The following is a 20699-nucleotide window of genomic DNA, read 5'->3' as shown; positions in this document are numbered from 1 at the left end:
TTGCGCCTCCTCCCGGTTCACCAGCCCAGGAGCCCCCGATGACGAAGGCACTCCGCCGGCCGGCCGCATGGCTCGGCGCGGTCGTCCTCCTCCTCGAGCTCGCCGCCGGCCTCTTCCTCGTGGCCCCGGCGCTGCTCGGCTACGACCGCTACGTCATCACGGGCGGCTCCATGACCGGGACCATCGACAAGTACTCGATCGTGTTCGAGAGGGAGGTCCCGGTCGGCGACCTGGAGGTGGGCGACATCATCACCTACCTTCCGCCCGCCGACTCAGGGACGCACTCCCTCGTCACGCACCGGATCATCGCCCTCGGAACCTCCCCCGACGGCCTGCAGGTCCTGCGCACGCAGGGCGATGCGAACCCCGATCCGGATCCGTGGAAGTTCGAGCTCGTCCGTCCGACGGTCAACCGCGTCGCCTGGCACGTGCCCTACGCAGGGCGACCCCTCATCGCTCTCGCCGACCCGCGCGTACGCCGGTTCGTGGTGGGCCTGCCGGCCGCGGTCGTCGCGCTGTTCGCGGCGTGGGAACTGGTGGGAGCAGTGCGTCGGTCCCGCTCCGGGGACGGGACCGACGCGCCACTCCCCCACGCCACCACCTGAAGACCCGCTCCGAGGAGGAGACCCGTGCACCGCATCCTGACCCTGGTCGCCCTGCTCAGCCTCGCGCTGGCGGCGACGTTCGGGATGCCGGCCACCTCCGGAGCGACGTACGCCGCGAGCTCGGCCGCGACGGCCTCCGTCCAGGCCGCCTCCGACTGGACGCCGCCGACGGCGTCGCTCGCCGACCCGGGCTCGCCGGTCAAGGACACGGTCACGCTCACCGCGACTGCCTCCGACGCCGAGTCGGGCGTGGCCAGCGTCGTCTTCGAGGCGCTGCCCAACGGCGGCGCCTGGACCACGCTCTGCACGGCCACCACCGCGCCGTACACCTGCTCGTGGAACACCAAGGCGATCGCCGACGGCGGCTGGACGCTCCGCGCCCGTGCGACCGACAACGCCGGCTACGTGTCGGCCTGGTCGAGCGTGAGCACCGTCGTGGCCAACAACCTCCTCGTCGTCCTCGACAACCCGGGCGACACGCTGCGCGGCAACGTCCCGCTCTCGGCGCACGTCTACAACGCCGGACTGCTATCGCTGACGACACGCATCGAGTACTCCGTCGCGGGAGCCGACAACTGGAAGACCGCCTGCTCCGGCCTCGGCAGCACGCTCTCCTGCAGCTGGGCCTCGACCGGCGTGACCAGCCAGGACTACGACTTCCGCGCGGTCGCCATCGTCGGGGTGAGCACCTACACCTCCGCCGTCTGGACCGACATCACCGTCGACAACGTCGCGCCGAACGTGACCATGACCGACCCCGGCACCCCGCTCCGCGGCACGGTCACCCTCGCCGCGACGGCCTCCGACGCCGGCTCGGGCCTCGCCTCCGTCACCTTCCAGTACGCCGTCTCCGGCGGCTCCACCTGGACGACCGCCTGCACGTCGGGCGACACCGCGACCTGCCGGTGGTCGAGCACGGCGGTGGCGGACGCGACGTACTCCTTCCGGGCGGTCGCCGCGGACCTCGCCGGTAACACGACCACCTCGACCGCGATCGCCAACCGCGTCGTCGACAACACCGTCACCTCCGTCTCCGTCGAGGACCCGGGCGCCTTCCTCAGCGGCACCGTGACCATCAACGCCAACGCCTCCTCGACGGCGGGCATCGTCAACGTGAAGATCCAGCGCGCCACCTCCGGCGGATCGACCTGGACCGACCTCTGCACCGACACCACCGCGCCGTACTCCTGCAGTTGGGTGACGACGGGCGTCGCGGATGGGCTCTACGACCTCCGGGCAGTGGCGCTCGACGGGCACACCACGTCGACCATCTCCTCGGTCGTCAGCAGCCGACGCGTCGACAACAGCCCCTTCCGGGCGTACGACGTGCAGGCCGTCAACGGCGGCGCGTCCGCCGGCAAGCTCGATGCCGGCGACCAGCTGCAGTTGACCTACAGCGGCCTCCTGCAGACCGGCTCGATCAGCACCGGATGGACCGGCGGCTCGCTCGCGGTCCAGCTGCGACTGCGCGACGGCAACGTCCTCGGCCTGGGCAACAAGGGCGACACCGTCGACGTCCTGCGCAGCGGCGTCGTGCTGCCGCTGGGCTCGGTGAACCTGAAGGACGAGTACATCAAGTCGAACAAGACCATCACCTTCAACGCCACCCTCACGGCGACGACGGTGACCGTGAACGGTGCGCCCGCCACGGAAGTGATCGTCACCCTCGGCACCGTCGCAAGCGGCAGCGGACTGCGCGGCGGTAACCCCAACGCGATGGTCTGGATGCCGTCGACATCGGCGACGTCGACCACCGGATCCTCATGCGCAGCCACGCCCGTCAGCGAGACGGGCGCCGTTGATCGTGACTTCTGACGTGGGGCCGGCCGTCGGTCAATATGCTTCTGCCCGTGCCTGCCCGCCTGCTCGTGATGGAGGACGACGACGACGTCGCCGGTCCCCTGCTGCGTGCGCTGACGCGCGAGGGACACGAGGTCGAGCGGGTCGCGACCGGCTCGGCGGGCCTCAAGCGGGTGGCCGACGGTGACATCGACCTGGTGCTGCTCGACCTCGGCCTGCCGGACATGGACGGCCTCGAGGTCTGCCGCCTCCTCCGCTCCGGCGGGTACGACGGCGGCGTGCTCATGCTGACCGCCCGCTCCTCCGAGCTCGACCGCGTCGATGGCCTCGACGTCGGCGCCGACGACTACCTGGCCAAGCCCTTCGGGCTCGCAGAGCTCCAGGCGCGCACCCGCGCGCTCCTGCGGCGTACGACGAGGGCGGCTGTCGTCCCCGCGGCTCCTGCTCTGGAGATCGAGGGGTTGCGCATCGACCGCGACGCCCGTCGCGCGTGGGTCGGCGCGCTGGAGATCGTCCTGACGGAGAAGGAGTTCGACCTGCTCGCCGAGCTCTGCGCGCGGCGCGGCACCGTCGTGACCCGCGAAGCGTTGATGGATGCGGTGTGGGACGAGAACTGGTTCGGCTCCACCAAGACCCTCGACGTCACGATGGCGCGGCTGCGGCAGAAGCTCGAGGCGCACGGGCTGCCAGGCCTGATCACGACGGTCCGCGGCGTCGGGTTCCGGCTCGACGGGATCGCCTGATGGCCTCGTCGGACACGAAACGGATCGCGGAGCTGGAGTCACGGCTGACGGCGATGCACCAGGCGCACGAGCAGCTCGCGCACGACCTGCGCAATCCCCTCGCCGGCCTGATGGCGTCGCTCGAACTGCTGGGGTCCGAGCCGGCTGTGCTCGACGACGCCGAGGTCGCCGCGCTCGTCGCGAACGCACGGCACGCCACCGGTCGGCTCGACGAGCTGATCGGGCGGCTGCTCGGCTAGCAGCCAGCGGCGTACGCGTAGCAGCGGAGCGGCGGCTCCGCCTTCACCATCGGCGCACCCGACAGCGTCATCATCGGCAGCGGCGTGGTGACCAGCGACGGCACGCCCGTCAGCAACGGCGCGAACGACACCACGTCGAGCGGGTTGATGCCCGGCATGTAGAGGCGGCTGCACAGGCTCTTGTCGACGCGGGTCGCGACGGCCGGACCGGCGTGGTCGAGCGCGTCCATGACGATGCCGTAGACCGCCGGCGAGACCGTGCCCATCATGACGTGCTCATAGGGGTCGGCCGCGCAGACCGAGTGCACCTCGATGTTGGCGATGCGGCCACCGCCGGTGTGCAGCGCACCCGCGTCGTACGGCGTGACGACCTCGTCGAGCTTCGTGTAGATGTTCGTGTAGTCGATGCCGGCGAACGTCTCCGCGCCCGAGTTGAGCGCCTTGAGGAACGTCGATCCGGCCTGCTGCTGCCACACCGCCGGCGTACACGTGGTGAGGCTGGCGAGGCCGCAGACGGGCAGCGACTTGGTGCCGTGGTTGGACGGCGCCATGCCGATGACCTCGGCGACCTTCGCACGCGTGTCCGGCCAGAAGCGGAGTGCCCAGCGGCCACTCATGCCGCCCTGGGAGTGGCCGAGGATCGTCACCTTGCGACCCGACTGCGCGTACATCGTGCGGATCGCGTAGACGATGTACTCCGCCGCGGTCTGGATGTCGCCGAACGTGTGGAACGGCATCGTCATGGTGCACCAGTAGCGCCCCTGCGCGGTGAAGACCTTCTCCCAGTTCCACTGGTAGTTCTCCGCGCCCGTCACGCTCGTGGCCGGGTTGAGGTAGACGGGCGGCGGACCCGCCTTCGGGTTGCCGTGGCAGGTCATCGCCGCCTTGATCGTCGCCCCGGGCACGCTCAGCGCCGGCCCCTGCCGGGTCAGCGGTGCGTACGGCGCGGCCGGGTTGGTCGCCGCGTTCGCCGACGGCATGCAGGTCGACAGACCGGCGAGGACCAGGACTGCGGTGAGTGCGGACATCACGCGGCGAAGGAGCATGTTGTCTTCAACTGCCAACCGTGACGGTGGTTACGAGCGCCTCAGGCGCTGCGCTCCTTGGTCAGTTGGCTGACGCGCTGGTGGGACACGCCCAACACCCCGCCGATATCGCGAGTCGGGACGTCGAGCCGACTGAGCTTGGCGGCCAACTCGCGGGCGCGAGCAGCCACTTCCTTCTGCGCCAGATCGGCCGCCTGCTTGATGCGTTCGAACTCATCGAGCTGAGCGCCGAGGTCTTCACCGGCGACAGACACACGAACTGTGCCGATCTCGACGGACGACGGCTTGAGATCCTGATCGAGGGCGATGAAGGAGCGCGCCATGTCCTCGACCTCATCGAGGCGCCGAGCCTGCGTCAACCCGTCAATCGCCGGGATGGCAACCATCCACCAGCGACCGTCACGGGTGACCTCGATGTCGAACTTCATGACGATGCTTCCTTGCACTGCTCGATGACGACCTGCGCCTTGCGGACCACTCCTGGAGAGATGGTCCTGTGACTCGACGGCAGCGGGAAGGAATGCGCACCACAAGGGCACCCGTACTTCGTATGTCTGCCGTCGGTCTTGAGGATCCGCCAACCAGCCTTGCGGAACCAGACCTCGACCACGCGGGTCGGCTGTTCACTGACCATGAGCGTATGCGCCTTCGCTAGACAGTTTCAAGGCAAGTCGCCTTGCCACTTCTAGCGACTTGCTTCGACGCTAGCGCCGACCACCGACACTTCCGGAACCCCGGCAATGCCACGGGCCGGCCGCGCCCTGTCGAGCGAGGCCGGCCCGTGCCGTCGTGCGAGACCTCAGACAGCCGTGCGCCAGTAGGCGTTCAGCGCGCCGTTGACCTTGATGAACCAGATCAGCGAACCCAGCAGCGGGATCAGGATCCAGAGGCCGGTCAGACCGCTGACCGGAGCGGGCTGGCCCTTGGCCTTGTAGAGGTTGCCGACCTCGGACGCGGTCACGAACGGCATCACGATGCCGACGATGATCGCGAGCAGGAGAGCGATGCCGCCGCCGAGGCCCTGGTTGGTGGCGCGCTTCATGTCCGAGTGGACGCCGAAGTACCAGAACAGCGGGTAGATGCCGAACGTGATGATCGTCAGCAGGATCGCGACGCCGGTGCCGCGGATCTTGCCGACCGGAGCGGTCATTACGGGAGCGGTGAGCTCAGCCATGGGTTCCCCTTCGTGGGTTGAACAAACCCGTTGACCCTACGCTGTACGCCGGCCGCGCGCGGCCGATTCGGGCCTCACCCGCGCGAACCGACGGCGTACTCCCCGGGAACACTGATCCGACCGAGCTCACGCGAGCGCCCACGCGGCTCGATGACCACGTCATCCGCCGCGGCCTGGAGCACCGACAGCGCATCACTGCTGAACGAGGTGCCTGCGAAACGCGACCGCCGCATCCGGGCAGCCAGCACCGGCTGGTTGCCCTCGATCGGGCTCGTCACCAGGACACGCACGACCTGGATTCCTGGAGCCCAGGCAAGGACCTGCTTCGTTGCGATCAGGACCCGAGCTGCGGTCATCGCGGCCAGCCAACTCGCCCGCTCCCCCTTGGTGATCTGCCCGACGGTTGCATTGCCGGCCTGCGTCACCTTCGGCTTCACCGTCGGCAGGTCCTGTTCGGCTGGTCCGACCATCCGGAGCGTGACGATGTCACCAACGACATCGAACGTCGACACTGGAGCTCCAGCAGCACGAAAGGCGTCGGCCAGAGCCGACCGGACGGTCGCCGGGTCGTTGCCGACGAGCAAGCTCCACGCCTCGTCGATCACGGCCTGGCGACCCGCCCGATCCTGCTCGGCGAGGACGAGCAGGTCATGCGCCCATCCTTCGGCGATCGTGCGGGCCCGCGCCCGCGCCTCGCGGCGCGCGCTCCTGTCGAAGCGGCCGACCTCCTTGAGTTCCTGCCGTTCTGCCGTCGCGACGAGGAGGCTGAACGGCCGGAGCTTCACGGGCGGCGCGACCTCGCGGGCCGGCCCGGCCACTGCCGCGCGATGCATGCCCTCGAGTGCCGCGAGGTGGGCAGCGGCATCCCGGTGCAGCTGCGCCTTCTGCGCCGCGGCTGACGACCCCGCCGTCGTACGTCGGGAGCGCGGTGCGCCGCCTGCGCCTTGGTAGAGGGTGAAGGGCCCCGCACCCGTGCTGATACCCGTGCGACCTCCGCCGACGTGCACGCGAGCTCCTCGCGGACCGACATGGGCACGCAGGCCGCGCGACGTCGTCGACAGGCGCACGCCGGGTGCGAGCTTGATGCTCGAAAAGAGGCGCATCACGGCTCGCAGTCGCGACCGTCGCCGTCGCGGTCGATGTAGTGGTCGTACTCCGGGTCAACGCCCTTCTGGTACGGGCCGTAGCCGTGAGCGTTCGCCTCTCCACAGGTGCCGAAGAGTGGATCAGAGCCGCCCGAGGTCGACCCACCGCCGGAGTTGCTCGAGCTGGATCCGCTGCTCGTCAGGCCGTACGTCGGCGGCGGCACTGCATGCTTCGCCTTCTCCGCGGCAACTGCCGCAGCGACCGCCTTGCGCTTCGCCTGTGCGGCGGCCCTCTTCGTGGCCGCGAGAGTTTCGCGCGCGTCTGCTGCAGCCGCGTCCGCGTCCTTGTGAGCCTGGTCGAGGTCGGCTTGCAACTGCTCGGCCTGGTCGTCGAACGTCGACGTCCTCTCGTCGACGCCAGCGCTGACGAGCGCCTTCACCTCGGGGCTTTCCGCCGAGACCGGCGCCTCGTTTGACGCACCAATACCGATGCCCAGCAGGAGTCCCGCCAGCCCCGCGCCGGTGCCCACCTTGGCGCGGCTCCAGAACGGGCGCTTGGCAGCCGGGAAGAAGCCCGGGTACTGGTCGAGACTCGGACCGCTCATGGCGTTCGTCAGCGCTCGCAGGCGGTGCCGTCGTTGTCGCGATCGAGGCGCTTGTGGTTCTCCCAGTAGACCTTCTTGGCGAGGTCGGTGGTCGAGGGACGGCCATAGCCCTGGTTGACCTGCTTCTGCGCCGCGGAGGCGGACTTGGCCACTCCCTGCGGGAACTTCGCAGCGAGCTTCGCGCAGGAGGAGTAGTACGTCGTGGCGGCATCTGCGGCGCCCGCGCTCACGACCAGCCCGGCGGGGGCAGCAAGGGCAAGAGCAGCCGCGACGGCGGCGAACTTCGGCTTGAGCATGGGATTCCTCATGTCGTGTCGAGCGGCTAGCGGGTCACCGACATGTGTAAGGCGCAGGCGATCTCGGCGCGCCGGACTTCGTGCCGAATCCCCCGGATTACCGACCCGAATGGCCCGTTCGGGTCAGCCGAACGACCACTCGACCGACGCGACAAGAAAGCCTCCAGCTCTAGGTTCGAGGAATGGGAGGAACGCGTGGCCACGGCATGCCCCTGCGACGTCGCGCGTTCCTTCGTCTCGTCGCCGTGATGGTCGGCGGCACCGGCACCCTGCTGGTCCTCAGCACCCGCGACGGCTTGCCCGATGTGTCCCTCCACCATGCGCCCGCGCCGGTCACGCGCGACCACCACGCACCGCCCCGTCGGACCACTTGCCGCGATGTCACATCGCTCGACCACAACTGGGACAACGACATGCTCTGCACCCGGCCCGACGGCACGCAATTCTACACCTCGTACGACGGGGCGCGGCGCTTCGCCTCCTCACGCGGGTGAAACACTCGAACAATGCCCCTGCCGTTCGGTGCCTCGTTCGCCCGCCGCCGACGCGCGCGGCAGATGATGCGACGCCTCGAACAGCTCGATCGCCTGGACGCGGCGTACGGCCTCGGCGCCATGCCGACGGAGCGACGTTCCAAGCGGCGCCGTGACTGGCGATCCGGAGTCGTCCTCCTGGCGTGCATCGCCGTCTTCGCCGGCATCCTGATCACCGCCGGGGTGCGCGCACCGCACAACGACTCCGCTCCCCCGATCAGCGCCGGCGGCGGCAGCTATGCGTTCGAGGAGAAGCAGCTCAACGGGCAGCCGGTCGGCTACGACCCGTGCACGCCGATCCGCGTCGAGATCAACCCGGACGGCGAACCGATCGACACCGAAGCCCTCGTCCGGACGGCGACCGACCACATCCACGAAGCGTCGGGCCTGAACTTCACGATCGTCGGTACGACGTCCTCGAAACGCTTCCTCACCCGCGAACCGTCAGCAGGCCGCGAACCTGTCATCGTCGGCTGGAGCACCGCCGACGAAGACCCCGAGCTCAAGGGGGACGTCGCCGGGGTCGGCGGCAGTTCGATGCTCATCTTCAACAGTCACAAGCAGTACGTCACCGGCGCGGTGACCCTCGACATCGATGCGTTCCGGGAGGCGATCGCCGCCGGCCAGGAGGACATCGCCCAGGCGATCGTCGACCACGAGTTCGGCCACGTCGTCGGCCTGGGACACGTGAAGTCGCGTGCGGAACTGATGTACAAGTCGAGCACCGGCCTGACCACGTGGGGACCGGGTGACCGAGAGGGCCTGGAGCGGCTCGGCAACATCCGCTGCCGTTGAGCGCGATCACTCATCCGCGTTCCACGGTCCTCTGACCGGCTCCCATGCCGACGGATCGTGCGCATGGTCCCCACGAACCCGGCCTGCATGCCGTGTGCGCCTTCAGACCAGCACTTACCCACGCTCGCGGTCGGCGAGGACCGCAAGCGACAGCAAGAAGGAACGCAGCCGTCGACAGCAATGCCCGGATCGGCCCGTGGGGAATGCCCAATGACACCGACAAACAGACAGCCACGGCACCGAGCAAGGTGACAGATCGCGAGTTCGTGCGGCGGAGCGTACGGCCAACCCCCGACACAAATCACTGGATGCCGATGCGCTTCGCCACCTCGGGTCCACCAATCTCGCGGATGATCGCGGGATCGCCCACGACGATCAGCCGGTCGGTCGCCCGGGACATCCCGACGTATATCCGCTCGCGGGCGCGGTCCTTGACGATGCTCTCATTCACACACCGCACGACGGCCTTGCGCTCAAGTCCCTTGCAGCCGAGGACGTGGCCGTAGAAGACCTCGTCGCCGGCCCAGAAGCGCTCCAAGTAGCCCTCTTGGCCGTGGAGTGAGGTCAGCTCCTCCTGCACCGGGTGCCGGTGGCCGGTCGTGATCGCCGCGACCGAACCGGGCTCCCAGCCTTCGTCGAGCAGGATGTCGACGACCTGGTCGGCCACCTCGACCGGGTCCTGCGTCGGCGTCGGCATGAGATCCACAACCGGCCCGTGGCCACCGCGCGGCTCCATCCGAGAAGGGGCCAGCGGGTCGAACGCGGCGTGGATCTCGCAGGTGTTCCTGAGGTTGCGACGCCCGACAGATGCGGACGAACAGGCGGAGATGGCCCAAGGGACCATGGACCAGGCCTCAGGCCCTCTCGCCTCGAGACCACGGGCTCAGTCGACGGTCACCTGTGCCGCCGTCTGGGTCAGCAGATCGGTCAGCGCCGCGTCGTCGAGCACGTCGAGCATCCGCATGCCGGTTTGGAACGTGACCGCCTTGTAGAAGTTGCGAGCCCAGGCCGAGCGGTTCGCACCGTCGTGTGCCGCGACGATGCCGGCAGTGATCCGCGCCAGCCGCCGGTTACGCACCATCGCGGAGCGCTCGAAGAGTCCAACAAGCTCGTCTTCACCAAGCGGGGCGTCGGCGGTCTGGAGCCAGTCGCCGAGAACTTCCTGGCGCTGCCACACGCGTCGAAGGGCATTTCGCGGCGTACCAACCATCCGGTCCTTGTGAAGCCCCGGGAAACGCAGTGTCGCGAGGTCCGGGAAGACCATGAGGGTGAGGAAGCTCCAGGTGTCCTCGTGAGCCGCGTCGCTGGGAACGATCTGGAGCTCGTGGTGCAGCACGACGCCGAGCTCGCTGTCGAAGCGCGCTGCATCCGCGCCAAGCGTTCCGCGCTCGATCCAGTGGGACATCGCAGAACACACGGCAGTGCGGAGCGCGCGAATTTCCTGGACGGTTGCGACACGTCCTGTCGCCACCGGCACGCTGCGCTCGTGTTCAAAGGCCGCATGCTTGCTGACAGCGACCAGCCCGCCACCCTGATGCGCCGCAGCAATCTCACCCAGCCGGGCCTCGGACACGGACCGAGGCAGTCGGGGATACGAGTAGATCACTCGTTCACCGCCGAATAGCACAGACGCTCGAATCGCAAAGGGTTCTCCCGGTACATCGACGCAGCCTCGACCAAGGTCTGCCGCAGGTAGAGGTCCGCCATGTTTGTGACAACCTCGCCGACCGAAGCCTCTTCGTACTGCTCCGCACATTCCGGAATGTCGGGGGCGACAACGGCGACGAGCATCCGGAATACATCAATCTTGAGACGTTCGGCCGCCTCTGGATTGGCAACAGGGTCGAGCGCAGCACGCGCCAGGGGATGCTCCTCGTTCATCAGGAGCCGGATGCTTCCCATGAACGAATCGTTGAGGTCCGCGAACGACGCCGAGATGGTCCAGGGCGCCGGCTCGAGGCCAATCGCGCTGAAGGGCACTGCCTCCGACGGGAAGCGGCTTGCTTCGCCCTCAAGCTGCACGGTCCGTCGCTGACTGGAGAGCAGGCGGGAACCCGCTAGATGCGGTCGTCCAGATCCGGGCTCGCCCGGCGAGGCAAGAACGAGGTGAGCAGAAACCTCGAGCTGCAGCGCCGCTTCGCCAGCCGGAATCTCCACCGAAAGGTCGACCGTTTCCTCGGCCTCCTCATCAATCGACGCTGCCCCCACAAACCTGCGCCCGAGGGGCGCGCAGTCGGCAATCAGCACGAGTTCAAGGTCACGCGCCGACTGCATTCCGGTAGCCGACTTGATCGCTTCGGTATCGAGGTGCACCGTTACCCCGATCGTCTCGACCGAGGAGTAGTCCCATCCCGGGAGCTGCTGCGGAAGTGCCTCGCGGACTCCCCCGCGCACGAACCACCAGGCGTCCCACTGCACCGACTCGGCGTCTGGGGTCTCATACGGCATGAAACGTGCGGCCGGCATCAGGAAGTACCTCCGGAACGCTCGATGTCGGCATCCTCAGCAGCGATGCCGGAATTGACGTCGACCGCGATGTCGTCGCGGGACTCGAACACGTAGAGCCGCGGAGTCTCGGGCTTGATGATCGCTGCCTCGGCGCCTTCCTCGGCACCAACCCAGCCGATCTCCCTCACATAGTCCGGCTGCTCGGATCGCTCAGTACCGCCGTCAGTCGCAACCCTGACGCGGACCGCGACGGGGGTTCCCGACGGCAAGCCGCCGCGGACAGAGACCTCGAGAACCGTGCGAGTCCATCCCGCCCGATCGGCAGGCCCTCCCTCTGCGCGCCGGACGGCGATCGCCGCCTTTGCACTGCGGGCGCCGCCAGCTCCGCCTGCCTTCGCCTTGGGCGACGGCGCGGACCCCGCGATTCCACCCAGGAATCCGGCCAGCATGTCCCCGACGGCTGCGGTCGAACTGTTTCCCGATGCGACCCGCGCTTGGGCAGAAGGCGCCAAGAAGTGATCAGCTTCCTGGCGGATCTTGTCGAGCGCGACCTTGACGATGCTCTTGTGGATCTTGTTCGTCAGCGACTCTGGAGCCCAGTCGTCGTGCGCCGGAGGCTCGGACTCCGCAAAGATCGAATCGTGGTCGGCAAGTGGCTTGAATACGCCGGCCCACTGGAACCCCGGGTCAGCCAGCGCCGGACGGTCAAGCTCGCGGACCACCAGTTCCGCGCTGCTGCGCATGAGCGTCACCGAGTGGCTCGGAAAGCGAGTTTCGTCGATCCGGACGGGTGTGCGCGGAACCGGATACTTCGTCAGCGCGAGATGGCCAATCGGAGCGTTGTACCGACTGAGTTCGATGACCTCCGTCCTGAAGAGCGAAGCGGGCGGCTCGCTGCCAGCTTGGGCGGCGCGGACTGCACGGAGGCAAGCAACGTGGCCCGAAAGCGCAGGATGCGTCGCCGGATCAGGAATGGAGTGGTCGACCCCGTTGACCTGAACACGAATATCCATGGCCCGTTCGCCGTCAGCACCCGGGATCAGCTTCGGCCACAGGTTCCAGAGCACGGACTGAGCGAGGACCTCGGCGTCGTCGTCCGGCCCCGGTTCACCGAGTAGCGGGGCAAGGATCAGTAAACTAGTCCCAAGTTCGTCTCCGTCGAAGCCCTTGGAAAAGAGACGGTTTCCGAGCGTTGCCGCCGCCTGACCGACGAGCGGCTCTGGCCTACCCTCAACCGTCCGCCCCCACCAGTGCCGACCGGTGTAGCGGAAGCCCTCGCGATCAAAGACGTCGCCAATGGCCGACGCAATCAGTCGGTCCTCGGGACCGCTGTCCGTGTTGCAGCGTGACCAGATAACAACGGCGCCAACCTCGCTCACCATGTAGGCGATCGACTTGCCAAAGCCATAGGTGCCGCCCGAGCTCTTGTCCGACTTCGTCGCACCGATGTTGAAGACCAGGTTGATGAAGTGCGTAACTGCGCCCGGGGGCGGCGTCAGGTCGTTGCGCACCGGTCCACCCAGCCCGATCGTTCCGCGATCGGAAATTTCGATGATCCAGAGGCTTTCGTCCGCCAGAGCCTCGTGGATATGGGTTCCGGGGCCCTCGCCCGTGAATACGTTTTCGCGAAGGTCGCGGACGCTGGCCGCGTCGAGCTGACGCAGGTTCATGGTGAACGCGACGGGGCGATCACCAGCTCGCGCATCCCAGCTGTTCTGTGCAGTTTCACGCACCAGCATGTCCTCGAGCGAGACTTTCGGAGAGCCAAGAAGCTTCTTGGCGCCATCACCTTGGATCGCGCCGGGCTCGAAGCGCTGCGGATACCAGTCCATCGGTTCCTGGGAGCGCCGCGCGGGAGTCAGCTCGGTGGCAACGGTCAGCTGCGGCTGGGCGATGTCGACACGAGGAGCCGATCGCGCCACCCCCCGGCTTATCGATCGCGGTGAGGCCACACGAGGCGCATCCGCATCCTCTCCTGCGAATTCCGCCGCAAGCCGCGCCGCGTCCTCGAAAGACTTGCCAGCCCGCATCGCAGCCTTCGCAAGTTCCCACCGAACGCCGTTGGGCGGGATGCCTTGGGACCGCATGTGCGCGGCCAGCACAGTGTTGAGAGAAAGGTCCCTCGTTCGAAGGTACTTGCGCACGGAACTGGCGGCAACGGCCAGATCTTCACCGTTCACGCGGTCATCCAATCTGCAAGGGCGGCCGCGACCTCAGCCTCCGGGATCTCGTCCGGTAGACCCGCCAGCACCAAGTCGTATTCGAGTCCACGGACCGAAAGTCGGGCGTCAGGACGAATGTCTGTGGAGCGAACCGACGGGAACGAGTGCCCGACCGCGAAGACCGTGAAAGAACGCACTTCGAGCCGATCGGGGAAGGCCAGCTCCATGCGCGGCGTGTAGCCCACCGCGCGTAGACGGTCGGCCAACAGAGACTCGGGAACTCCCAGGCCGTGGAGCGCCTCCACGCGCTCTTCGAGGTTCGGCGCCGACGGCGACTCGCGCAGGTGGAAAACCGCGAGAAGCAGCTCGGCGACAGGCGCCGGATCGAGCTGATCGACGTTCGAGATGTGCACGAAGCTCGGATCGACCGCGCTGGTCGCCTTGACCTCGATACTGCGCGAACCGCGCTTGAAGTCGTGGACCGCGTTGTCGGGCCCAACCCAGGCGTCGATCGCCGCGAGCGGATCAACGGCAGCCAACGATGCGAGCAACTCGAGCTCCGCGGTCAAGCCCACAATCGACTCGCGGGACATGCCCTTTTGCGCAGCGCGGAGCATTTCGCGCCAGTCCTCGAGCGTTCGGGAGACGGTGGATCGCGGGTCGTCCGACGACTCGGTGATGCGTCGCAGGACATCCTCCGCGAGCTGCTCGAACGGCCGGTCGAGCCGGGACGAGAGGCAGGACAAGTCCAGGAAGCGATGCTCGGCGTCCCCAAGCACCAGCCCGCGCTCCGCCGTCACGACACCGCGACTCGCGCGGTCCGGGACGACTTCGGCATCTCCGACGGGCACCAGGAGATGCCGCTGCCCGAGTCCGTCCATGCCCAGCAGGATCGGGCCTGCCGCGACGCTGATCGGCAAGGTCCGGGTCCTCAGCGTCGATTCACCGCTCGGCAGACCCGCAAGCCGCAGCATCGCGAAGTGTTCGGCAACGCTGGACATCAATTACTCCCTCCTGCAGCGATCTCCGCCGGAACGGCGTCGCCCTCCGTATCAGGCGGGACCTCATCGTCATTCGGATCCAGTTCGGGCTGCCAGTCCGGCTTGACGGCGAAATAGGTGCCCTTGCCACTCGCCGCCCTTGCCTCCGGGAAGATCACGCCGAGGCCGACAAAGTGCTCGTCAGCCTTCATCTCTCCACGAACGCGGGTGGACCCCTTTCCCATCGGAACCGAGTCCTTGCTTACGACGTACAGCAGAATCTGCCCGCGGCCCTTTGCATGCAGGCGACGCATGGCGCGGGGGCTGCGGCGATCGCTCTCTGACAGGGAAGCCAGTACGTCAGGCTCGAAGTCAGCAAACCAGTCAGCGTGATTAAGCAAGGCTTTGATATTCGCGATGCCGGCGGGCGAACCCAGCAGCGGAGCACGGTTGATCGCCGGCACCGGGTTTCCAAGGCCGAGGTCGAGACTGCCAAGGGACTCGCCGCGGCTCGACCCGATCACCGTGACGTTCCAGAGGCTGTCCGGCACAGCGTTGTCGATCCAGCCGGTCATGTAGTCGGCGCGCATACCCGCCTGGTCGGGGTGGATACTGAACGCGTTCAGGAACGTGACCACGTCCGCAGCCGGAATGCCGCGAAGACGCCAGCGCGGAGGCAACGCTTCATGGTCGACCGCGCTCAACGAGCGGCACCGCGCAAGGAAGTCCTGTGCAGCTTGGATGTTGCGACGTGCGACAGCCGCATCGCGGTCGAACAGGATGGTCTGGACCCGCTCCTCGGAGAACGACACGTCAACCTTGTCGGCGACTCCCATCTTGTTACGCGCCACGATCGACAGTCGGCCCGGGTGCGCGCGAACTCGCACACCGAGCTCGCTGGGAGTGATCTGCTGCTTCTCCATGTCCTCGATGTCCTGGCGCATCTCGGCTTCAACCAGCGCAAGGAATCGATACTCGTCCGCAAGGGTGGGCTGGATCCACAGTCGCGGAAGATCCTCGTAGCCGGGCCGGTAGCCGAACCAGCGCCCCATCTGTAGCAGGGTGTCGTAGGTGCTCGACGTGCGCGTGAAGTACGAGACGACCAGGCCCTCGAGGGTCAAGCCACGGGAGAGCGTGCCGCCGCCGACCGCGATGACGATCTCCTGCAGCGGCATACCGTCCGCATCGACTCGCGAGTAGTCCAGCCGGTCCGCGGACGAACCGTTGTCGACAATCACGCGAAGGTTGCGCAGGACAAAGCCAATCTCCGCCTCCGTCGCGGGCCAATCAGGCGTCGGGCGCGTCGCTTCCTCCGCCGCCATGCCGATCTCGGCGTCGTAGGACGCCCGAAGCGCGGTGCGCTTGCCCGCACGCCACTCGTCCGCGATTTCCTTCACATACGTCTGAAGACAGTGCTGTACCGCGAAATGCGGGTCCGCGTAGTGAGTCGTATGAACAAGCATGGAACTGTGGTCGCTCTGGCCGCGGGCCTTGCGAACGGCCGTGGCAACAATGAACCACTCCACCGCTCGCTTCAGCGACTCCGGCAGGGATGCCTCCCACAGCACCCGGTCCTCACGTGCCGACGGCGGGCGGAGCAAGGCTGCATCGTCCTCCGAGATCTCCCGGATGATCGCGAGTCCCGGGTCAGCTTCCTCGTCCTCAGACAGCGCTTCGCGCCCGAAGAGCCGCTCGGATCCGAAGTAGTTGGCCGGACGAGGAAGGTCGATGATGAAGTTAGAGGGATACAGGTCTTCATCATCCGACGGATTCATGAAGATGTTCGCGAATGGAGTCGCCGTGTAGCCGACGTAGGTGCCAGTGGGAACCTTCTGCCAGATCTCACGGATGAGGGCATTGATCGCGGTCCGCTCCTGACGACCGGTGGCGCTGTTCGGCGTGGCCTGATCAGCCTCGTCATCGAGCAGCAGCACCGGGGTTCTGCGCAGGACCTCATCGGGGGTATCGGCGAGCCAGTCGCGGAGATTGCTCAGCCGCGACACATTCTTCTTGACGACGATGACGACCGGGCGATCCCTGCGAAGCTGCGAGGCACCGCTGTGGCGCTCGTCGTTCACGAAGTCGGCATCGGCGGTGGTGAGCGAGACCCAGTCGCCGTCCTTGAAGGAAAGGTCCTGGGCAACCCGGACCTGAGTCTGCTCGCGCAGATTGTTGTGGATGCCCGACAGCACGATGAAGAGCCCGGCCCCACGGTCAGCGGCCTTCGCCATGACAGCCGTGAAATTCGCAGTCTTGCCCGACTGAACGTAGCCAAGCACGAGACCCTTCTTTGACAGTCCGTGAATGTTCGGGTTGGCGAGTTGCGCGACAACCTTGCTCGATGCGCGATCAATTTCGGGAACGACATCCGCCATCTTGCCTGCCATGAGCCGTGCCCGGAGCTTCGGCCAGTGCTTGTCTCCGTCCTCAGGCCCGGTGTACCAAGGCCCCGCCTTCGCAGCCCTCTCAAGCTCGCGGTCGACGACACCCGTCGGTGAGTCAAGGAGGTCGTTCTCGGCGATGTCAGCCTGGATGTCAGCAAGAACCTCATCGACAAGACTGGGCGAAGCCCCAATTGCTCGCATCGCCGCGGCAGCAACCTCCGGCGACTCACGGTGACGCACGATGCGATCCATTACCGACTGCCTGAGCAGCGTTTTCATCCAGTCGCCCCTTTCGCCCTGCAACGATCAGAACCTACTGACGACGACCGATGGTTGTCCGGGGAACGTCAGTACGTCGGGCTATCGTTCGGGCCTTATCGACGAGGGCGCGTGCTGACGTCGTCGCCACACCCGGGCGGGAACTGAAGGGCGACTCTGTAGTCCACCTGCGACCGAGTCGGCTAGTGACGCGTGGTTTTGCCAAATCGCGCACTCCCAGATGGTCGCGACCCGCCAACCCGGCGCGAGCAGAGAGTTGCGATTCTCGACGTCACGCACCAGGTTGCGCGCAATTTTCGCACCCCAGAAGTCGCGCGTCGGGTCTCGGGCAGCACTAAGTGGTGGCAGCCCGCATCTCCGTGCCGGAACACCAATTGACGAACACCACGATGAACCCGCTCGCGGAGCAGACCGAGCGAGCCCGGCGGCCGGCGGTCGTGCAGCCCACGTCGAACCCGCACTAGAGCCGCGCTCGTCGGAGACGCATTTTCGGGTGTCCGCACCCATAAAGATTCGTTTTGGGCCTACGGACAAAGTAGCGGAAGGTCATTAAGCGAAATTCCCCAGTCGACCGCTCCAAGTTGGCGCCCCTGAACGCCTTCGAAGAAGTCTGCGAATGTCATGAACTGATTCGACATCGCTGAGTAATCCGACTCAATAAACGCCTTAGCAGTGACTGGAATGACGCCACTTAACCTCATGGTCGCGAGGGTGCTCGCATTAAGCCCGCGGTCCATCGTCGCCAAGTAGGTGATCGCGTGTCGCTTGCCCTCGTTCACGACCTGCTGCCACCGCTCCTTCAACGTCGTCTTGGCAGCAAGTACCGTGAGGAGCTCAGCTTGGAACGTCGGGTCGAGGTACAGGTCGGCGCTTGGAAAGATGAAGTCAGGCGCGGTTCCGTCGGGCAACGTGCGCTTCATGTGGCCCCGTATGCCGAGCCTCGAGACCAAGTCTGCGAGATGCCACTCGAAGGTGTTACCGGCACGAGAACTCCGGCGCCCACGAAGACTGTTCGCGACTCGGAAGAACGCATCCACATCAATAGTGGATCGATTCGCGAACGCGGCATCAAGTTCCGGCTGAATCTTGTACTTCTCGTAGAGAAAGAAGAGCTCGTTAGTTAGCGCGAACCAAACAGCCATCGTCTGGTCGACATCAGAAAGCGGATCCTCCAGTGCAGCAACGCGGCGACATGCAGCCGAGAAGTCGCGCGTACTCGGCCACCCCCCTGCCAGCGGGACGCCTGCGAGTTCGCTGAGCAGGAGGTCGAGCTTGGATTCATTGGGTGTCCTTACCTCGACACCGAGAATGGCCATAAGGTCAGCGTCATCAGCATCCAAGCTTGCGGCGCCCGTGCTGCGAAGGTCGACGTCTGCAAAGCGCTGCCTCTTGCGGCCAACAACCGTTGCATCCAATCGCATCTCGAGGCCAAGAATGCGGTCCAATCGACCAGCGAACTCGCTGCCGGCCTCGGCGACCACTACAAGGACCTGACCGCGATCCCTGGCGTCGCGCGCTACCCAGATCAAGTCTCCGGAACGGGCTTCCCTCATCACCACGCTTGCCCGTGGGTACGTCATCCGCCATTCGGGCCCTCGCGTCGGATCATTGCGCCGGGAATCCTGATAGGTGATCCAGAGGTCACGTTCTTCAATCTGCTGCGTGTCCGAGAGATACAGGTAGTCGCACCCGTACCGCTCAATCTGCGATGGCGTTCCAAAGAGGCTAGGCGCTTGGGCCCCAACGCCGATCTCACCTTGGTTCGAGGTGCCCTCCCCATAGCACTCGACGCTCGAGAGCCGCTTGCCAATCACGCCCGCAAAGCGAGCCGCCAGCCGCGCATCCATGACTACCTCCCCGAAGTTCCCGGGCCCTGGGCTTCGAACGCGCCTTCCGCACCCCCGTCTGCCAACCAGGATTCAACCGCGGCGACGCAGCTGAACGCGTCCTTCCGAGTTGCACACTCCCACACAGTTGCGACACGCCAACCGAGTTCCGACAGGGCCGCCCGCACTTCCACGTCTCGCTTTTGATTCCGGGTGATCTTGGCAAGCCAGAAGTCGCGCCGGGTCTGGGGGATCTTGAAGTAGCGACAACCCACGTGCCCGTGCCAGAAACAGCCGTTGACGAAGACCACAGCCTTGAACTTCGGGAACACAAGGTCGGGCGATCCCGGCAGCCGCTTGTCGTGCAGGCGAAAGCGGAGACCCCGCCGATGAAGCTCGCGTCGAAGCAGGAGCTCAGGCTTCGTGTTCTTTCCACGGATGCCGGACATCATCCGGCTGCGGACCTCAGGCGAGACCACATCCGGCATGGTGTCGAGGTTAGCCGGCCTGCTGAATCCCGGCCTCGAGAGCGACGAGATCCGCGGCGATCTCCTTCGCAATGCCCTCGACTACAGGCACGACGACGCTGTTGCCGAACTGCTTGTAGGCACGGGTGTCGCTAACGGGGATCACGAAGTTGTTCGGGAACCCCATCAGGCGGGCGCACTCCCGTGGGGTGAGGCGGCGCGGGCGCTTGCCGTCGCCCTGATCGACGAGGATCTCGGAGCCGTCCTTGTAGTACCGAGCAGACAAGGTTCGGGCGACATCGTCACGCGTCACGAGGCCGAAGCCGAAGCCGTTGCCCGCCGCGTTGTGCTTCTTCTTGTAGTTCTGCAGGTACTCCCACAGACGCGGAGTCAGGGTGTACTTCTCGGCGACCCGTCCATGCTCATCGGTGTAGGGCAGCTCGACCTGCTCGGTGCCATCCTCTCGATAGAGAACCGTCTCCATCCTGGGGTTCGGCATCACCGGAGCCTCGAACTTGACCTCGTCAAAGTCGAAGGAGACATCGTCGCCGTAGACCCGCTTGTCGAAGCCGACCATGAAGATCCGCCTTCGGCCCTGAGGAACGACCACCGATGCGTCGACGACGCGGGCGTCGAAGGAGTAGTCAAGGCTCTCAAGCTTGTCCTTGATGATGCGGAAGGTGTTGCCCTTGTCGTGCGAGACAAGGTTGCGCACGTTTTCCAGGAGGAAGGCCTTGGGGCGCTTGTGCTCGATGATCCGCGCGACGTCGAAGAAGAGCGTCCCTTGCGTCGGGTCGGCGAAACCGTGCGGCCTCCCGAGCGCGTTCTTCTTTGAAACGCCGGCGATGCTGAAGGGCTGGCACGGGAAGCCGCCGACGAGCACATCATGCTCCGGGATCTCGTCGACGTGAACGGTCGTGATGTCACCGCGGAAGACGTGATCACTGCCCTCATCGGACGGGAAGTTCGTCTCGTAGGTCTTCCGTGCGTAATCGTCCCACTCGGAGGTGAAGACGCACTCACCGCCGGCGCGTTCGAACGCCATGCGGCAGCCACCGATGCCTGCAAACAGGTCAATGAACCGGAAGTACGGCTCCCCCGTCTTCAGCTTGACCGCGTCACCCATGACACTCCTTCGAACACCTGATCGAACATTGGATCCAGGCTAGCGGATCCCACTGACAATGCGCGGAGGCGCGCGGCGCTCCTGTGGAAGGAGCACCGCGCGCCTC

Annotated in this window: 21 protein-coding genes; 6 read left to right on the top strand and 15 right to left on the bottom strand. The window is 66.3% G+C overall.

The genetic code is table 11. The features are described 5' to 3' along the window. The first annotated feature begins 38 nt into the window (after window positions 1-38). Genes EPD65_RS04390 through EPD65_RS04375 form a run of 4 tightly spaced genes read left to right on the top strand, consistent with a single transcriptional unit; the run spans window position 39 to window position 3387 of the window. The gene (locus EPD65_RS04390) at window positions 39-605 is read left to right on the top strand and encodes a S24/S26 family peptidase (RefSeq protein ID WP_131581943.1); all 567 of its coding nucleotides are present in this window, start codon (window positions 39-41) and stop codon (window positions 603-605) included. 24 nt (window positions 606-629) lie between these two features. Beyond that, entirely contained in the window at window positions 630-2420 is a 1791-nt protein-coding gene (locus tag EPD65_RS04385) for an Ig-like domain-containing protein (protein ID WP_131581942.1), read from the top strand. 35 nt (window positions 2421-2455) lie between these two features. Then, a complete protein-coding gene (locus EPD65_RS04380; protein ID WP_243640441.1) occupies window positions 2456-3148 on the top strand; it encodes a response regulator transcription factor in 693 nt (230 codons plus the stop codon). After that, window positions 3148-3387, top strand: a complete 240-nt coding sequence (locus EPD65_RS04375; RefSeq protein ID WP_131581940.1) for a histidine kinase dimerization/phospho-acceptor domain-containing protein — start codon at window positions 3148-3150, stop codon at window positions 3385-3387. The genes EPD65_RS04380 and EPD65_RS04375 overlap by 1 nt, the downstream gene beginning before the upstream one ends. Here the strand turns inward: EPD65_RS04375 and EPD65_RS04370 are convergent. The 6 genes from EPD65_RS04370 to EPD65_RS04340 all read right to left on the bottom strand — a co-directional run bounded on the left by EPD65_RS04370 (window position 3384) and on the right by EPD65_RS04340 (window position 7593). Beyond that, entirely contained in the window at window positions 3384-4433 is a 1050-nt protein-coding gene (locus EPD65_RS04370; protein ID WP_131581939.1) for an esterase/lipase family protein, read from the bottom strand. The two genes, EPD65_RS04375 and EPD65_RS04370, sit on opposite strands and share 4 nt — an antisense overlap. Before the next feature lie 41 nt (window positions 4434-4474). Next, the gene (locus EPD65_RS04365; RefSeq protein ID WP_131581938.1) at window positions 4475-4861 is read right to left on the bottom strand and encodes a HicB family toxin-antitoxin system; all 387 of its coding nucleotides are present in this window, start codon (window positions 4859-4861) and stop codon (window positions 4475-4477) included. Between the two features lie 371 nt (window positions 4862-5232). Further along, window positions 5233-5607 (bottom strand): DUF4234 domain-containing protein, encoded by a 375-nt coding sequence (locus tag EPD65_RS04355; protein WP_207891402.1) that lies wholly within the window; start codon window positions 5605-5607, stop codon window positions 5233-5235. Window positions 5608-5681: 74 nt separating this feature from the next. Next, window positions 5682-6713 (bottom strand): DUF4236 domain-containing protein, encoded by a 1032-nt coding sequence (locus tag EPD65_RS04350; protein ID WP_131581936.1) that lies wholly within the window; start codon window positions 6711-6713, stop codon window positions 5682-5684. Next, window positions 6710-7297, bottom strand: coding sequence for an excalibur calcium-binding domain-containing protein (locus EPD65_RS04345; protein WP_131581935.1), 588 nt, complete (start codon window positions 7295-7297; stop codon window positions 6710-6712). Before EPD65_RS04345 ends, EPD65_RS04350 begins: the two co-directional genes overlap by 4 nt. A gap of 8 nt (window positions 7298-7305) precedes the next feature. Then, the gene (locus EPD65_RS04340; RefSeq protein ID WP_165872870.1) at window positions 7306-7593 is read right to left on the bottom strand and encodes an excalibur calcium-binding domain-containing protein; all 288 of its coding nucleotides are present in this window, start codon (window positions 7591-7593) and stop codon (window positions 7306-7308) included. A 182-nt stretch (window positions 7594-7775) separates the two neighbouring features. Between EPD65_RS04340 and EPD65_RS04335 the strand changes: the two genes are divergently transcribed. Both EPD65_RS04335 and EPD65_RS04330 read left to right on the top strand, forming a co-directional pair. Next, window positions 7776-8087: a hypothetical protein gene (locus tag EPD65_RS04335; RefSeq protein ID WP_131581933.1), complete on the top strand. Its 312-nt coding sequence runs from the start codon at window positions 7776-7778 to the stop codon at window positions 8085-8087. Between the two features lie 12 nt (window positions 8088-8099). After that, the gene (locus EPD65_RS04330; RefSeq protein WP_131581932.1) at window positions 8100-8921 is read left to right on the top strand and encodes a zinc metalloprotease; all 822 of its coding nucleotides are present in this window, start codon (window positions 8100-8102) and stop codon (window positions 8919-8921) included. Between the two features lie 301 nt (window positions 8922-9222). On the opposite strand, the gene EPD65_RS04325 is transcribed toward EPD65_RS04330, so the two are convergent. The 9 genes from EPD65_RS04325 to dcm all read right to left on the bottom strand — a co-directional run bounded on the left by EPD65_RS04325 (window position 9223) and on the right by dcm (window position 20593). After that, window positions 9223-9627 (bottom strand): hypothetical protein, encoded by a 405-nt coding sequence (locus EPD65_RS04325; RefSeq protein ID WP_131581931.1) that lies wholly within the window; start codon window positions 9625-9627, stop codon window positions 9223-9225. A 177-nt stretch (window positions 9628-9804) separates the two neighbouring features. Beyond that, window positions 9805-10494, bottom strand: coding sequence for a DUF6339 family protein (locus EPD65_RS04320; protein ID WP_131581930.1), 690 nt, complete (start codon window positions 10492-10494; stop codon window positions 9805-9807). Between the two features lie 29 nt (window positions 10495-10523). Next, window positions 10524-11387, bottom strand: coding sequence for a hypothetical protein (locus tag EPD65_RS04315; RefSeq protein WP_131581929.1), 864 nt, complete (start codon window positions 11385-11387; stop codon window positions 10524-10526). Then, window positions 11387-13549, bottom strand: a complete 2163-nt coding sequence (locus EPD65_RS04310; protein WP_131581928.1) for a hypothetical protein — start codon at window positions 13547-13549, stop codon at window positions 11387-11389. Before EPD65_RS04310 ends, EPD65_RS04315 begins: the two co-directional genes overlap by 1 nt. Beyond that, complete coding sequence (locus EPD65_RS04305; protein ID WP_131581927.1) at window positions 13546-14532, bottom strand: PD-(D/E)XK motif protein; 987 nt, start codon at window positions 14530-14532, stop codon at window positions 13546-13548. The genes EPD65_RS04310 and EPD65_RS04305 overlap by 4 nt, the downstream gene beginning before the upstream one ends. Further along, a complete protein-coding gene (locus EPD65_RS04300; protein WP_131581926.1) occupies window positions 14532-17174 on the bottom strand; it encodes a Z1 domain-containing protein in 2643 nt (880 codons plus the stop codon). Before EPD65_RS04300 ends, EPD65_RS04305 begins: the two co-directional genes overlap by 1 nt. A gap of 524 nt (window positions 17175-17698) precedes the next feature. Beyond that, window positions 17699-19021: a type II restriction endonuclease gene (locus EPD65_RS04295; RefSeq protein WP_131581925.1), complete on the bottom strand. Its 1323-nt coding sequence runs from the start codon at window positions 19019-19021 to the stop codon at window positions 17699-17701. A 2-nt stretch (window positions 19022-19023) separates the two neighbouring features. Then, on the bottom strand, window positions 19024-19488 hold the full coding sequence (locus EPD65_RS04290; protein WP_131581924.1) for a very short patch repair endonuclease: 465 nt from the start codon (window positions 19486-19488) through the stop codon (window positions 19024-19026). A 10-nt stretch (window positions 19489-19498) separates the two neighbouring features. Then, window positions 19499-20593: a DNA (cytosine-5-)-methyltransferase gene (gene dcm / locus EPD65_RS04285; protein WP_131581923.1), complete on the bottom strand. Its 1095-nt coding sequence runs from the start codon at window positions 20591-20593 to the stop codon at window positions 19499-19501. Window positions 20594-20699: the final 106 nt, after the last annotated feature.

Origin of the sequence: Nocardioides jejuensis, from assembly GCF_004337475.1 — a bacterium.
Lineage (GTDB): Bacteria > Actinomycetota > Actinomycetes > Propionibacteriales > Nocardioidaceae > Nocardioides > Nocardioides jejuensis.
This window is presented reverse-complemented; position numbering and strand designations above follow the sequence as displayed.